General features: G+C 69.6%; 14 protein-coding genes. 6 read left to right on the plus strand and 8 right to left on the minus strand.

Going from position 1 to position 13,728, the window contains the following annotated elements; all coding sequences use genetic code 11:
* The first annotated feature begins 19 nt into the window (after positions 1 to 19).
* Complete coding sequence (metX, locus tag METY_RS12070; RefSeq protein WP_103121739.1) at positions 20 to 1,186, plus strand: homoserine O-acetyltransferase MetX; 1,167 nt, start codon at positions 20 to 22, stop codon at positions 1,184 to 1,186.
* Between the two features lie 64 nt (positions 1,187 to 1,250).
* On the plus strand, positions 1,251 to 1,838 hold the full coding sequence (locus METY_RS12075) for a septation protein A (protein WP_103121644.1): 588 nt from the start codon (positions 1,251 to 1,253) through the stop codon (positions 1,836 to 1,838).
* A 56-nt stretch (positions 1,839 to 1,894) separates the two neighbouring features.
* Here the strand turns inward: METY_RS12075 and mdoH are convergent, their stop codons facing one another.
* Complete coding sequence (gene mdoH, locus METY_RS12080) at positions 1,895 to 3,811, minus strand: glucans biosynthesis glucosyltransferase MdoH (protein WP_103121645.1); 1,917 nt, start codon at positions 3,809 to 3,811, stop codon at positions 1,895 to 1,897.
* Positions 3,812 to 3,932: 121 nt separating this feature from the next.
* Here mdoH and METY_RS12085 point away from each other — a divergent pair, with 121 nt between their 5' ends.
* The 4 genes from METY_RS12085 to METY_RS12100 are packed head-to-tail and all read left to right on the plus strand — an operon-like array spanning position 3,933 to position 7,240.
* Positions 3,933 to 4,937, plus strand: coding sequence for a zinc-dependent alcohol dehydrogenase (locus METY_RS12085; protein ID WP_103121646.1), 1,005 nt, complete (start codon positions 3,933 to 3,935; stop codon positions 4,935 to 4,937).
* Positions 4,938 to 4,957: 20 nt separating this feature from the next.
* Entirely contained in the window at positions 4,958 to 5,359 is a 402-nt protein-coding gene (locus METY_RS12090) for a 6-pyruvoyl trahydropterin synthase family protein (protein WP_103121647.1), read from the plus strand.
* A complete protein-coding gene (locus tag METY_RS12095; protein WP_103121648.1) occupies positions 5,352 to 6,398 on the plus strand; it encodes a glycosyltransferase family 4 protein in 1,047 nt (348 codons plus the stop codon). Before METY_RS12090 ends, METY_RS12095 begins: the two co-directional genes overlap by 8 nt.
* Positions 6,395 to 7,240 carry a class I SAM-dependent methyltransferase gene (locus METY_RS12100; RefSeq protein WP_103121649.1) on the plus strand — a complete coding sequence of 282 codons (846 nt, stop codon included), beginning with the start codon at positions 6,395 to 6,397 and terminating at the stop codon, positions 7,238 to 7,240. The genes METY_RS12095 and METY_RS12100 overlap by 4 nt, the downstream gene beginning before the upstream one ends.
* A gap of 244 nt (positions 7,241 to 7,484) precedes the next feature.
* Here the strand turns inward: METY_RS12100 and METY_RS12105 are convergent, their stop codons facing one another.
* From METY_RS12105 to METY_RS12135, 7 genes are all read right to left on the minus strand, one after another.
* Complete coding sequence (locus METY_RS12105) at positions 7,485 to 8,087, minus strand: LemA family protein (RefSeq protein ID WP_103121650.1); 603 nt, start codon at positions 8,085 to 8,087, stop codon at positions 7,485 to 7,487.
* 113 nt (positions 8,088 to 8,200) lie between these two features.
* Positions 8,201 to 8,395 carry a hypothetical protein gene (locus tag METY_RS12110; RefSeq protein WP_103121651.1) on the minus strand — a complete coding sequence of 65 codons (195 nt, stop codon included), beginning with the start codon at positions 8,393 to 8,395 and terminating at the stop codon, positions 8,201 to 8,203.
* Between the two features lie 81 nt (positions 8,396 to 8,476).
* Positions 8,477 to 9,358 carry a 3-hydroxybutyryl-CoA dehydrogenase gene (locus METY_RS12115; RefSeq protein ID WP_103121652.1) on the minus strand — a complete coding sequence of 294 codons (882 nt, stop codon included), beginning with the start codon at positions 9,356 to 9,358 and terminating at the stop codon, positions 8,477 to 8,479.
* 149 nt (positions 9,359 to 9,507) lie between these two features.
* A complete protein-coding gene (locus METY_RS12120; RefSeq protein ID WP_103121653.1) occupies positions 9,508 to 10,449 on the minus strand; it encodes an electron transfer flavoprotein subunit alpha/FixB family protein in 942 nt (313 codons plus the stop codon).
* A 2-nt stretch (positions 10,450 to 10,451) separates the two neighbouring features.
* Entirely contained in the window at positions 10,452 to 11,201 is a 750-nt protein-coding gene (locus METY_RS12125; RefSeq protein ID WP_103121740.1) for an electron transfer flavoprotein subunit beta/FixA family protein, read from the minus strand.
* 218 nt (positions 11,202 to 11,419) lie between these two features.
* The gene (gene dnaA, locus METY_RS12130) at positions 11,420 to 12,907 is read right to left on the minus strand and encodes a chromosomal replication initiator protein DnaA (RefSeq protein WP_244593629.1); all 1,488 of its coding nucleotides are present in this window, start codon (positions 12,905 to 12,907) and stop codon (positions 11,420 to 11,422) included.
* A 54-nt stretch (positions 12,908 to 12,961) separates the two neighbouring features.
* On the minus strand, positions 12,962 to 13,408 hold the full coding sequence (locus METY_RS12135) for a rhodanese-like domain-containing protein (protein ID WP_103121654.1): 447 nt from the start codon (positions 13,406 to 13,408) through the stop codon (positions 12,962 to 12,964).
* Positions 13,409 to 13,728: the final 320 nt, after the last annotated feature.

A 13,728-nucleotide genomic window follows, 5' to 3' on the forward strand; every position in this document is an offset into this window, starting at 1 on the left:
GGATCGCTTGGGCGGCACCATGGAGCGGACGACGAACGAGGCGGCGCGATCGGAAGCCGACGCGCCCCACAGCCTCGTCGCGCGCATCGCGCGGCCGTTGACGCTGGAGTCGGGCAAGGCTCTGGCGCCGCTCAACATCGCGTACCAGACCTATGGCGAACTCAACGCCGACCGGTCCAACGCGGTGCTCGTCTGCCATGCGCTGACGGGCGACCAGCACGTCGCCAACGTCCATCCCGTCACGGGCAAGCCGGGCTGGTGGTCGACGATGGTGGGCCCCGGGCGGCCGGTCGACACCGACCGCTTCTTCGTCATCTGCTCGAACGTCGTCGGCGGGTGCCTCGGGACCACCGGGCCGGCCTCGACCAACCCGGCGACAGGCGAGCCCTACGGCCTCGATCTTCCGGTCGTCACAATCCGCGACATGGTGGCCGCGCAAGCCATGCTGATCGACCATCTCGGGATTCCCGACCTGTTCGCGGTGGTCGGCGGCTCCATGGGCGGCATGCAGGTGCTGGAATGGGCGGCGAGCTACCCCGACCGGGTGTTCGCCGCGCTGCCGATCGCGACCGCGGCCAAGCATTCGGCCCAGAACATCGCCTTCCACGAGGTTGGCCGGCAGGCCATCACGGCCGATCCGGACTGGCGGAACGGACGCTACCTGATGGAGGGCGCAGTCCCCCGCAAGGGGCTCGCGGTCGCGCGGATGGCCGCGCACATCACCTATCTGTCGGAACCGGCGCTTCAGACCAAGTTCGGCCGCAACCTGCAGGACCGCGACGCGCGGACCTTCGGCTTCGACGCCGATTTCCAGATCGAGAGCTACCTCCGCCACCAGGGCGCGAGTTTCGTCGAGCGCTTCGACGCCAACAGCTACCTCTACGTGACGCGCGCCATGGACTATTTCGACCTGGCGGCGGACCACGGCGGCGTGCTGGCGAAGGCGTTCCAGGGCACGAAAACGCGCTTCTGCGTGGCCTCCTTCACCTCGGACTGGCTGTTCCCGACCGAAGGCGCGCGGCAGATCGTGCACGCCCTGAACGCCGCGGCGGCGAACGTCAGCTTCGTCGAAATCGCGACCGACAAGGGGCACGACGCTTTCCTGCTCGACGTGCCGGAACTGTTCGCCACCACGCGCGGCTTCATCGACGCCGCCGCGAAGGTGCGTGGGCTGCCGTCTCCTTAAAATGCAACCCGAAGGCGTTCCTTCCGCCTTGATCCCGCCGCGGGGCGGAGGCAGAGCTTAAGCCATGACGTCGCAACCGCCGAAAGCGGCCCCCAAGGCCGTCAATCCCTTCCTGAAGCTCGGGCTCGAGCTCGGACCCCTCGTGGTGTTCTTCATCGCGAACAACCGGACCGACCTTTTCACCGCCACCGCCGCCTTCATGGTCGCGACGGTCGTGTCCCTGGTCCTGTCCTGGACGCTGATGCGCCGATTGCCGATCATGCCGCTGGTGTCGGGCGCCGTGGTGCTGATCTTCGGCGGCCTGACGCTCTTCCTTCAGGACGAGCTGTTCATCAAGCTGAAGCCGACGATCGTGAACCTGCTGTTCGCCGGGGCGCTGTTCGCAGGCCTCGCCATGGGCAAGCCGCTGCTCGCCATCGTGTTCGATCAGGCGTTCCGCCTGACGCATGAGGGCTGGACGAAGCTGACCTGGCGCTGGGCGTTCTTCTTCGTGGCTCTCGCGGTGCTCAACGAAGTGGTGTGGCGTACCCAGACCACAGATTTCTGGGTCGCCTTCAAGGTCTGGGGCGTCATGCCGCTGACCATGGCGTTCGCCGTCGCCCAGACCCCGCTGCTCCAGCGCTACGCCGCGACAGACGCGCCGGCGGAATAAGAGAGGGCGGCGCGAACGCGCCCTCCTCGCTCTCGCCAACGTCCCTCGCCCGCGGCCTATTCCGCGGCCTGCAGCGCGCGCACGTCGCCCCCGTCCAGGCGGAATGGGGACAGCGGCGGGGCGTAGCGCGCGGCGACGAGATCGTCGCTGACGGCACGCACCTCAAGCGGCGGACGCACTTCCTCCGGCGTCGCGCCGAGGCCGGCGCGGGCGGTGAGCGCGCCGAGCGTCTCCGTGGAGGTCAGCACCGTGAAGGGGATCGCCAGCAGAAAGCTCGCGAGGACCGGGGCCGCCCAGAACAGCACATAGGGAGCCGAAACGGCGAAGGCGACGGTGAGGGCCGCGCCGAACAGGGTGGCCGGCCACAGCTTGCGCGTCGCCTCCCCCCAGCCGACTCGGTGGGCGTCGCGGTCCTGCGCCTCCCAGCCGACAGACTTTCCGAAAACCAGCAGCACGAACAGGAAGGTCGTCACGGAGAAGCTGATGAGCGGCGCGAGGAGGAAGCCGAACAGCACCTCGGCGAGCGCGCCGAGAGTGAAGAGCTGCGGCCCGCCGTAGCGGTCCATCTCGTTACGCTGCAGAGCGACGTCCAGATAGCCCATCAGCTTCGGGGTGAAGGTGATGGTAAGCATCGTCATGAGCAGGCCGATGGAGAGGCCGACGGGAAAGGAGCCGGGCGGGTCGAGCTCGCCGATAACGGACGGCGGCATGAAGGCCTGCGCCGCGCCGGCGATCATGAAGCCGATCCAGGCGGGCGCGCCGACGTACATCAGAATTGCGAGCAGCAGCTGCAGGCGGCTGATGAGCTTCAGACCAGGCATGCCGAGCAGCTTCACGTACTGCATGTTGCCCTGGCACCAGCGCAGGTTGCGCCGCATGAACTCTGGCAGCGACGGCGGGTTGTCCTCCCACGATCCGCCTTCCTCCGGCAGAACGCAGACCTCGTAACCCGCGCGGCGCACCAGCACGGCCTCGACCTGGTCGTGGCTGAGGATCGTCCCGCCGAGGGGGGGCTTGCCGGGCAGCGCCGGCAGTTCGGCGTGGTCGCGGAACGGCGCGACGCGGATCGCGGCGTTGTGGCCCCAGTAGGGTCCGCAGTCGCCGCTCCACCAGGCCGCGCCCATGGTGTAGCTGCGCATGCCGGCCCGCATGCCGAATTGGAAGATGCGCGCGAAGGCGGTGCGGGCGGGAAGCCCGACCACGAGGCTCTGCAAGATGCCGAGCTTCGGGTTCGCCTGCATGATGCGGACGAGGCGCAGGATGGTCTCGCCGGACATGACGCTGTCGGCGTCGAGCGTGATCATCACTTCGTAGTCGTCGCCGCGCTCCACCAGGAACTCGCGGATATTGCCCGCCTTGAAGCCGGCGTTGACGGCGCGCCGCCGGTAGACGACGCGGTCGGGGTCGGCGAGGCGCGCGCGCCAGGTCTCGATCGTCGCTCGCTCCTCGGCGGCGAGATCGTCCTGCGTCGAGTCGCTCAGGATGAAGAGGTCGAACGCCCGCCCCTCGCGGGTGGCGTCGACGCTTCGGAGGACCGCGTCGAGGCGGCGCACGACGCGCTCGGGGTTCTCGTGGCGGATGCACATGACGATCGCGGTGCGGACGGCGATCGGGTCGGCGGCGCCGGCGTAGGCCGCGCAGGGAACCACGATGTCGAGCGGGTCGCGCGCTAGCCGCAGCAAGACGAGGCCGATCACCCCGTTCCAGAACCCGATCACGATCCACGGAAGCGAGACCACGAAGCAGAGGTACATGACCATCTCGGGGATCGACCAGCCGTCGACCGCCATCACCGTCCAGAAGGCCCAGCTCAGGCCCACCATCGTGCCGAGCACAAGAGCCGCCATCGTCAATCGCCGGGCGGCGAGCGCCGCGGTCGACTGGGCGCCGGTCGGCGTCGTCCCCCGGAACAGGCCCCGCAGCCAGGAGGGACGGGAGGCGGCGACCGGGGAGCTGTCGATCGTGGAACTCATGTGACGCTTTCGATGACGCGGACGCGGCGGCGGGCTGGTCGTTCGCGCGCAGCCGGATATAACCTCCGTCGCGGGCGAACGTCCGCATCCTCTGGAACGAACTGGCGGGCAATTAGGGTCGATGCGGCGAGCCGACAACTCCCCCGCCGCGGACCGGCCAAGAGCGCTGTGGTATCTCGGCGGCGGCCGGATCGAGGTTCGCGAGGCCACGTCGCTCGGTCCGCCGCGCGGCGGCGAGGCGCTGGTCCGCGCAACCTTCTCCGGCGTCAGCCGGGGCACGGAACGACTGGTTTTCCAAGGCCGCGTGCCCCAAAGCGAGTGGGAAAGGATGCGCGCTCCGCGCCAGGAAGGCGTCTTTCCCGGGCCGGTGAAGTACGGCTACTGCGCGGTTGGAACGGTGGCGGACGGCCCCGAGGACCTGATCGGCCGCGCCGTGTTTTGCCTGAACCCCCACGAAAGTCTGTTCCTCGCGCCGGTCGAGGCGCTCACGCCCCTGCCCGACGGCCTGCCGCAAAAACGAGCGACCTTGGCCGCCAATATGGAGACCGCCCTGAACGCCCTCTGGGACTCGGGCGCCGGCCCCTGCGACCGGATCGTGGTGGTCGGGGCCGGCGTGGTCGGGCTGCTGGTCGCCGCTCTCGCCGCCCGGCTGCCGGGGGCTGAGGTCACAGCGGTGGACGTCGACCCCCGGCGGCGGCCCGTCGCCAAAGCGCTCGGCGCGCGGTTCGCGACCCCGGACGACGCGCCGGGCGAGGCGGACGTGGTGCTGCACGCCAGCGCGAGCGCCGCGGGCCTCAACCTCGCGCTGTCGCTCGCCGGCGACGAAGCGACCGTGGTGGAGATGAGCTGGCATGGCGCGGGCGAGACGCCGGTCGCGCTCGGCGGCGCCTTCCACGCGCGGCGGCTGAAGCTGGTCTCCTCGCAGGTGGGCCAGGTTTCGCCCGCGCGACGGCCGCGCTGGAGCCACGCGCGCCGACTGGCTGCGGCGCTGGAGCTGCTTGCGAACGACGAGCGGTTCGATCTCCTGATCGACCGCGAGATCGCCTTCGAGGACGCGCCCCGGCTGCTGCCGGACGTCTTCGCGCCCGGCGCCGACGCCCTAGGCGTCGCGCTCGCTTACGCCTGAACCGCCTTGGGAGCGCCCGCATGTACGCCGTCGAAGTCCGCGACCACATCATGATCGCCCACAGCCTCAAGGGTGAGACCTTCGGCCCTGCCCAGGCGCTGCACGGGGCGACCTTCGTGGTCGACGTCGCCTTCTTCCGCGAGGAGCTGGACGCCGACGACATCGTGGTCGACATCGGCCGGGCGACGGACGCGCTGAAGGCCGCGCTCGCGCCGATCAACTACGCCAACCTCGACGAGGCGCTGCCGGGCAAGCGCACCACGACCGAGTTCCTCGCGAAGCACATCTTCGACGCCATGGCGGAGGCCGCGCGCACCGGCGCGCTCGGACCGAACGCCGCCGGCCTCACAAAAATCCGCGTGACGCTGAACGAGAGTCACGTGGCCCGGGCTTGGTACGAAGGCCCGCTCGGCCATGGCTGACATCGTCCTCGCGGTTCCGGGCGACCTCCAGATCCGCACCGGCGGCTACGTCTACGACTCCCACGTGCTCGCGGAGCTCGCCGGCCGCCGCCGCGGCGCCGTCGCGCTCGGTCTTCCGGCGGCGCTGCCCTTCGGCTCGGAGGCCGACCTCACCGAGGCCCTGCGCCGTCTGGCGGCCGTGCCGAAGGCGTCGACCCTGTTCGTGGACGGCCTCGCCTACGCCGTTCTGCCGCCGGAGCGCATCCGCGCGCTGGACCGGCCGGTGGTGGCGCTCTGCCACCATCCGCTGGCGCTCGAGGGCAATCTGGCGGACGACGTCGCGGCTCGGCTCGAGGCCTCCGAGCGCGCCGCTCTGACCGCCGTGGCCCACGTCGTCGCGACAAGCGAGACGACCGCCGCCACCCTCCGCGACCGCTTCGGCGTTTCAGCCGAGCGGCTGTCGGTCGCCGAGCCGGGCGTCGCCCCCGCGGAGCGCGCGCGCGGAGCGGAGAGCGGCCCGCCGACGCTGCTCACCGTCGCGACCGTTACGCCGCGCAAGAACCATATCGCCGTAGCCCGAGCCCTGGCGCGCATGACCGATCTCGACTGGCGCTGGCGGATCGCCGGGAGCGTCACGCGTGACGTCGCGACTGTGGAGGCGCTGACGGCGGAGATCGCGGCTGCCGGGATCGGCGACCGCGTAGAACTTCTGGGCGAGCTGTCGCATGAGGCGATCGTGCGGGAGTACGCGGGCGCGGACGTCTTCGTGCTGGCCTCGCGCTACGAGGGCTACGGCATGGCCTACACCGAGGCGCTGGCGCGCGGCCTGCCGGTGATCGCGGGGCGCGGCGGGGCCTCTGAGACGACGGTGCCGGCAAACGCCGGCGCGATCGTCGATCCTGATGACGTGGCGGACGTCGAAGCCGCGCTGCGCCGCCTCGCCGGCGACTCCGACGCGCGTCGGGCCGCCGCCGGCGCGGCCTGGGCCCATGCCGAGCGCCTGCCGCGCTGGTCGGATACGGCGGACGTGTTCGAGCGCGTCGCGGCGCACGTGCGATGAGCGGGTTCGATCCCGCCTGGCTCGACCTGCGCGAGCCGGCCGATCACGCCGCCCGCTCGGCTGAGGTTCTGGCGGCGGTCGCATCGGATTTCGCTGACCTGGAGGAGGTCGTCGTCGCCGATCTCGGCTGCGGATCCGGCTCCACGCTGCGCGCGGTGGCTCCGCATCTGGGGGCGCGGCAGCGCTGGCGGCTGATCGATCACGACCCCGCTCTGCTGGCGCACGCCCGCGCCCGGCTGTCCGCATGGGCGGACGTGGCGACGGACGACGGCGGCGAGCTGCGCCTGACGCGTGGCGGACAGGAGATCGCGGTCGAGACCTTCGCCCTCGATCTCGCCGCCGACCCGTTGCCCGCGCCTGCGCGCTTGGCCGACCTGGTTGCGGCGTCAGCGCTGTTCGATCTCGTGGGCGACGGCTGGCTCCGGGACTTCGTCGGCGCCCTGGCCGCGACGCGACGGCCGCTCTACGCCGCGCTGAGCTACGACGGCTCGACCCGGTTCGCCCCGGCGCACCCGAGCGACCTCGCCGTGATCGCGGCTTTCAATCGCCACCAGCAGACCGACAAGGGCTTCGGGCCGGCGCTCGGGCCGGCGGCCGCCGAGACGCTGGCGCGCCTTCTGCGGGCGCAGGGATCCGAAACCGTGGAGGGGGCGAGCCCCTGGCGCCTCGGCTGGGCCGAGACCGAGCTCACGGGCGAGCTTGTGGCGGGCATGGCCCGCGCGGTCGCCGACCTCCCCGATGCGCCCGCGGGCCTCGACGGATGGCTCGCGTTCCGCACGGAGTTCGCGGGCGTGCGGGCCGAAGTCGGACACCTTGACGTCTACGCCCGTCCGCCTCGGTGAGGGCGATCGGCGAAGTTCGAAAACCGCTACGGCATCCCGTTCGGGACACCCTCCAGTCGTCCTCCGGCTCGACCGGAGGAGCCACCTCCAGCGCAGAACGTGACGCCGGAGGCGGTTGGTCCGGTCAAGCCGGACCATGACGAGAGTTTGGCGCAGCCGGAAGCGCGTGCTTCGAGACGCCTCTCCCACTCCTGTTTGCGGGAGGGGACCAAGGCCGGCGCGTCCGTTTGGTATGATCAAGCTCTCAGAACGACACCTTCGGCGGCGCCTGGTTTTCCGGCGTCGCGGTGAAGGTCGCCATGGGCTTGGCGTCGGGATAGAGCCAGCCGGCGATCCAGCGACCGGGCACGGTGCGGAGTTCGGTGTTGTAGGCCTGGACGGATTCGATGTAGTCGCGCCGCGCGACCGCGATCCGGTTCTCGGTGCCTTCGAGCTGGGACTGCAACGCCAAGAAGTTCTGGTTCGATTTGAGGTCGGGGTAGCGCTCGGACACCGCGAGCAGACGGCCGAGCGCGCCTGATAGCTGGGCCTGCGCGTCCTGGAAGGCCTTCACAGCCGCCGGGTCGGTGAGCTTGCTGGCGTCGATCGTGACCTGCGTCGCCTTGGCGCGCGCCTCCACGACGGCCGTCAGCACCTCCTGCTCCTGCCGCGCGAACCCTTTAACGGTTTCGACAAGGTTGGGGATCAGGTCGGCGCGGCGCTGGTACTGGTTCTGCACCTCGCTCCAGCTGGCCTTGGCCTGCTCCTCGAGCGTCGGAACATTGTTCACGCCGCAGCCGGCGAGGGTCACGGCGAGCGCGAGAACGGCGGCGGCGCGGCCGATGGCGGCGACGAGCGTGCGGGCCATCGCGGGCTCCTTCGAACGTGGGTCCTGCGAGCACGAAGTCGCGACCACGCGCCCCAAGTCAAGCCAAGGCGCGACCGTGACTACGGATTAGGTATCTGGATACGGAGCGATGATCAGGCGGACACGTCGAGCACCGTGCCGACGCCGGCTTCCGTCAGCGCCTTGCCGTTCGCGGCCGTCTGCGCGACGAGGTCGGCCATCGCCTGCTGCTGCTCGTTCGCGATCTTGAGCGCGGCGATGGTGAAGCCGTCGCGGGTCTGCTGGGCCTGGGTGGCCACGGCGCCCGCCGCCAGCGAACCGATCTCCATGGGCCAACTCCCCGCATGGTGCAAAAGACCACCATGGCGCAGCGGCTTTAACGGGCGGTTAAGCCGCCCGGCCGCACGCGGTCAGCGCGTCGGCACCGGGTGTTCGCCGCGGTAGTCGTAGAAGCCGCGCTGGGTCTTGCGGCCGAGCCAGCCCGCTTCGACGTACTTCACCAGCAGCGGGCAGGGGCGGTACTTGCTGTCCGCGAGGCCCTCGTAGAGCACCTGCATGATGGACAGGCAGGTGTCGAGGCCGATGAAGTCCGCGAGCTGCAGCGGCCCCATCGGGTGGTTTGCGCCGAGCTTCATGGCGGTGTCGATCGCGTCGACCGAGCCCACGCCCTCATAAAGCGTGTAGATCGCCTCGTTGATCATCGGCAGCAGGATGCGGTTGACCATGAAGGCCGGGAAGTCCTCGGAGACCGCGACGGTCTTGCCGAGCCGGTCGATCAGCGCCTTGGAGCTCTCGAAGGTCTCGTCTTCGGTCGCGATGCCGCGGATCAGCTCCACGAGTTGCATCAGCGGCACCGGATTCATGAAGTGGATGCCGATGAACCGCTCCGGCCGATCGGTCGAGGCGGCGAGCCGCGTGATCGAGATCGACGAGGTGTTGCTCGCCACCATCGTGCCGGGATTCAGCTGCGGGCAGAGCTCTGAGAAGATCTTGCGCTTGACCTGCTCGTCCTCGGTCGCGGCCTCGATCACGAGATCGCAGTCAGCCAGGCCGGCGTAGCTGTCGACGGTCCGGATGCGCGCCAGACCCTCGGTCCGATCGGTCTCCGCGATCGCGCCCTTGGCCACCTGACGCTGCATGTTGGCGTCGATGCGGCCGAGCGCGGCCGTGAGGCGGTCGGACGAGATGTCGTTGAAGGCGACGTCCAGCCCGGCGAGCGCGCAGACATGAGCGATGCCGGTGCCCATCTGGCCCGCGCCGATCACGCCGATCTTGCGAATGTCCACCGCCATCGAACCTGCCTGGCCAGTCTGCTGCGCCGCCGTCCCGGGAGGGGACACTGTCGCGGCGAACTATAATTGGTGCGCCGCACAATGCCAGCGCGCATGCTCATTCTAAAGCAGAACGGCGCGCTGGCGACCATCGCCCCCGCGCCGAAGCGTCATTTCGACTTGGCGAGCTCCGCCTGAAGCTCCGGCGCCGCGACGAACAGGTCCGCCACCAGGCCGTAGTCCGCGACCTGGAAGATCGGCGCCTCGTCGTCCTTGTTGATCGCGACGATGACCTTCGAGTCCTTCATGCCGGCGAGATGCTGGATCGCGCCGGAGATGCCCAGCGCCACATAGAGATCCGGCGCCACGATCTTGCCGGTCTGGCCGACCTGCTGGTCGTTCGGAGCGTAGCCGGCGTCGACCGCGGCGCGGCTCGCGCCGATGGCGGCCCCGAAGGCGTCGGCGAGCGGCTCGATCACCTGCTCGAACTTCTCGCGTGAGCCCAGCGCGCGGCCGCCGGAGACGATGACCTTGGCGGAGCCGAGCTCCGGCCGGTCGGATTGGGTGAGGTCCTCGCCGACGAAGCTCGACAGCGCGGGGTCGGCGGCCGCGGCCACCTCCTCGATCGGCGCCGAGCCGCCCTCGCCGGTCGCGGCGAAGGCCGCGGTGCGAACCGTGACGATCTTCTTGGGATCCGAACTCGTCACCGTCTGCAACGCGTTGCCGGCGTAGATCGGCCGTTCGAAGGTGTCGGGGCTCTCGACCTTCACGATGTCCGAGATCTGCATGACGTCGAGCTTGGCGGCCACGCGCGGAAGCACGTTCTTGCCCGTCGTCGAGGACGAGGCGACGAGCGCGTCGTAGTTCGCCATCAGGCCGACGATCAGCTCCGCGAAGGGCTCCGCCAGACCATGGGCGTAGATTTCGGCGCTTGCGACCAGCACCTTCTCGACGCCGTCGAGCTTGGCGGCGGCTTCGGCCGCGCCCTTCGGCGACTGGCCGGCGACGAGCACGTGCACCGGAGCGCCGAGCGCCTTGGCGGCGGTCAGCGCCTTTGCGGTCGCGTCGCCGAGGCTGTCTTCGTGGTGGTCGGCGAGAAGCAGGGTCGCCATGATCAGATCACTCCCGCTTCGGTCTTGAGCTTCTGGACGAGCTCCGCCACGGAGCCCACCTTCACGCCGGCCTGGCGCTTCGGCGGCTCGGTGGTCTTCACCACCTGGAGACGCGGCGCCACGTCGACGCCGAGATCGGCCGCCGACGTCTCGTCGATCGGCTTCTTCTTCGCCTTCATGATGTTCGGCAGCGAGGCGTAGCGCGGCTCGTTGAGGCGGAGGTCCGTCGTCACGATGGCGGGGAGCTTCAGCCGCACCGTCTGGAGGCCGCCATCGACCTCGCGGGTGACCGAGACGCCGTCGGCGTCGGGCGCGACCTTGGAGGCGAAGGTGCCCTGGGGCCAGCCAAGCAGCGCGGCCAGCATCTGTCCGGTCTGGTTGCAATCGTCGTCGATGGCCTGCTTGCCCATGATCACGAGGCCGGGCTGCTCCTTCTCGACGAGCTTGACCAGGATCTTCGCGACGGCGAGCGGCTCCACCGGGCCGTCGACCTTCACGAGCACGCCGCGGTCGCCGCCCATGGCGAGGCCCGTGCGGATCGTCTCGGCGGCCTGGGCGGGTCCGATCGACACCACCACGACCTCGGTCGCGGTCCCGGCTTCCTTGAGGCGAAGCGCCTCTTCGACCGCGATCTCGTCGAAGGGGTTCATCGACATCTTGACGTTGGCGAGCTCGACGCCCGACCCATCCGGCTTGACCCGGATTTTCACGTTGTAGTCGACCACTCTCTTGACGGGAACGAGAACCTTCATCGCGGCGGTCACCTCAGGGGTTCGCCGTGGGCCCCGGGCGATCGCCTCGGGCCAAGCGGCGCGGCAAGACTTGGCGCGCCGGCGGGCAGATCCGGTCGCGAGCGGGGCGGACAGTAGGATTGCCGCAGGTGCGAAGTCAACGCTCGCAGGGGCCGCTCGCGCCCGTCAAAAGTCTAGGATCGAAGCCTTGCCCGGCAAGGGTTTGGGCGAGCTCCGGCTCACTCCAGGAGCATGCGCCGGATCAGTTCGATCTCGTCCGCGAGGGTCTGGTCGCGCTTCGCCAGGTCGTCGATCTTGCGGACCGCATGGAGCACCGTGGTGTGGTCGCGCCCCCCGAAGCGACGGCCGATCTCGGGAAGCGACCGCAGTGTCATCTGCTTTGAAAGATACATCGCCACCTGGCGCGGCCGCACCACCGTCTGGGTCCGGCGCGACGACAGCACGTCGGCGCGGCTGACGTTGTAGTGCTTGGCGACGATGCGCTGGATGTCCTCGATCTTGACGCGCTTGGGCTCGACCTGGCGTACGAGGTCGCGCAGCGCCGTCTCGGCCATCTCGATCGTGATCGGGGCGCCGGTCAGCGTGTTGTGCGCCAGAAGGCGGTTCACCGCGCCGTCGAGATCGCGGCCGTTCGCCGTGATGATCTTCGCCACATAGGCGATCACCTCGGCCGGCACGTCAAACTTCGCATGCACGGCGCGGGCGACGGCGATCCGCTCCACCAGGATCTTGGCGCGCAGCTCCTCGTCGAGCGAGCCCATCTCGAGCGTCAGGCCGCCGGCGAGGCGCGAGCGCAGCCGCTCGTCGACCCCCTCGAGCTCGGAGGGCGCGCGATCGGCGGCGACGATCACCTGCTGGCGGCCGTCGAGCAGGGCGTTCAGCGTGTGCCCGAACTCCTGCTGCACGACCTTGCCCTGCAGGAACTGCAGATCGTCGATGACCAGCAGATCGATCGCCCGCAGCTTCTCCTTGAAGGCGAGCGCCGTCTGCCCTTTCAGCGACGCGACGAAGTCGAACATGAACTTCTCGGCGGTGAGATACATGACGCGCCGGCCGGAGGCTTCGACGGCGTGCGCCGTCGCCTGCAGCAGATGGGTCTTCCCCAGTCCCACGGCCGCGTGGATGACCAACGGGTTGAAGGTCACGGGGTCCCCGGCCTTGGCGTTCGCCACCTGCAGGGCGGCCGCATAGGCGAGCTGGTTGGCGCGGCCGACGAGGAAGGTGTCGAAGGTCAGCCGCCGGTCGAGCGGCGAGCCGGGAAGGCGCTGGTGGTCAGACGACGAGCGGTTGGAGCCGGGCAGCGGCGCGGGCGCGGCGCCGGTCTGGCCGCCCCGGTCAAAGAAAGGCTCGCGCGGCGCGGGCGACGTCACCACGTCGCCGCCGTTGGTCGCAAGCTTCGGCGCGGCGACCCGCAGGCCGAGGGCGATGCGGGTGACGTCCGGCCGCTCCTCGCCGAACACCGCCGCGATGCGGTCGGCGTAGTGCGACTGAATCCAGCTCTTCAGGAAGCGCGTCGGCACCGTCAGATGCGCCACGCCGTCCTCGATACGGTCGAGCACCAGACGGGCGAACCAGCTGGCGTAGACGTCGTCCCCGAACTCAGCGCGTAGCCTTTCGCTGGCCTTCCGCCACGCGATCTCTCCCTCGGTCAGCTGGCCGGCCGCCGGAGTCGCGGGGAAAAGTCGTTCGGGTTGCGCTGAAGGCATAGGACCACTCCGAGGGAAGCTGATGCGGCGGTCGAAAGGATGGGCGGAGACGGATCAGCTCTGGATCCAGGGCAGGCCGTCGGCCTTCCAGCCGGCGGCGGCGCCGCGATGGCGGTCCTGATCGAGAGGACCCTCGAAGCCGCCGGCGACGTTGTAGCAACGGGTCCAGCCCGCTGCGGCCATCGCGGCGGCCGCAGCCTGGCTCCGCGCGCCGCTGCGGCAGAGAAAGAACACGGGAGCGTCCTTCCCCGCGCCGGCGGCGGCGAGCGCGGCTTCGACCTTCGCGGGGAATTCGGGATCGACCTGCATGGTCGGGAAGGTCTGCCATTCCTGCAGCACCGCGCGCTTCGACAGCGGCGAGAGATCGGGAACGCCGACGAAGCTCCACTCGACGCTGGTGCGCACGTCCACCATCGCCGCCGCGCCGTCGCTCTCGAGCGCCGTCCAGGCCTCGGCGGGCGTCACGTCGCCAGCGTAGGAATGCCCTTTCGTCTGAGACATAGACTAGCCTTCGCCGGAAACGCCCGACGCTCCCATTTCTCGTTGTCACGACTGGCCGTGCGGCGAGGCTCCCTGATCGGGAACGTCTCGCCGGGCCACGGCTTCAAAGATCCTGAAACACTAACTCAGGCGATACACAGCCAGCGTACGCAAAAATACTTTGGACGACTGGACGTTATCTCCGGAAGAGCCGCTTTTATGTTTCTGTGGAAGAAAGATATTTGCGGCGTCTCCATGGGTTCAGACGATACACAGCGGCCTAAAACGGCGCAATGCCGACTCCCAAACGAATCGATTCATATCGCCGCAGCGCCAGCCTA

The organism is Methylopila sp. Yamaguchi (genome assembly GCF_002897035.1).
Lineage (GTDB): Bacteria > Pseudomonadota > Alphaproteobacteria > Rhizobiales > Methylopilaceae > Methylopila.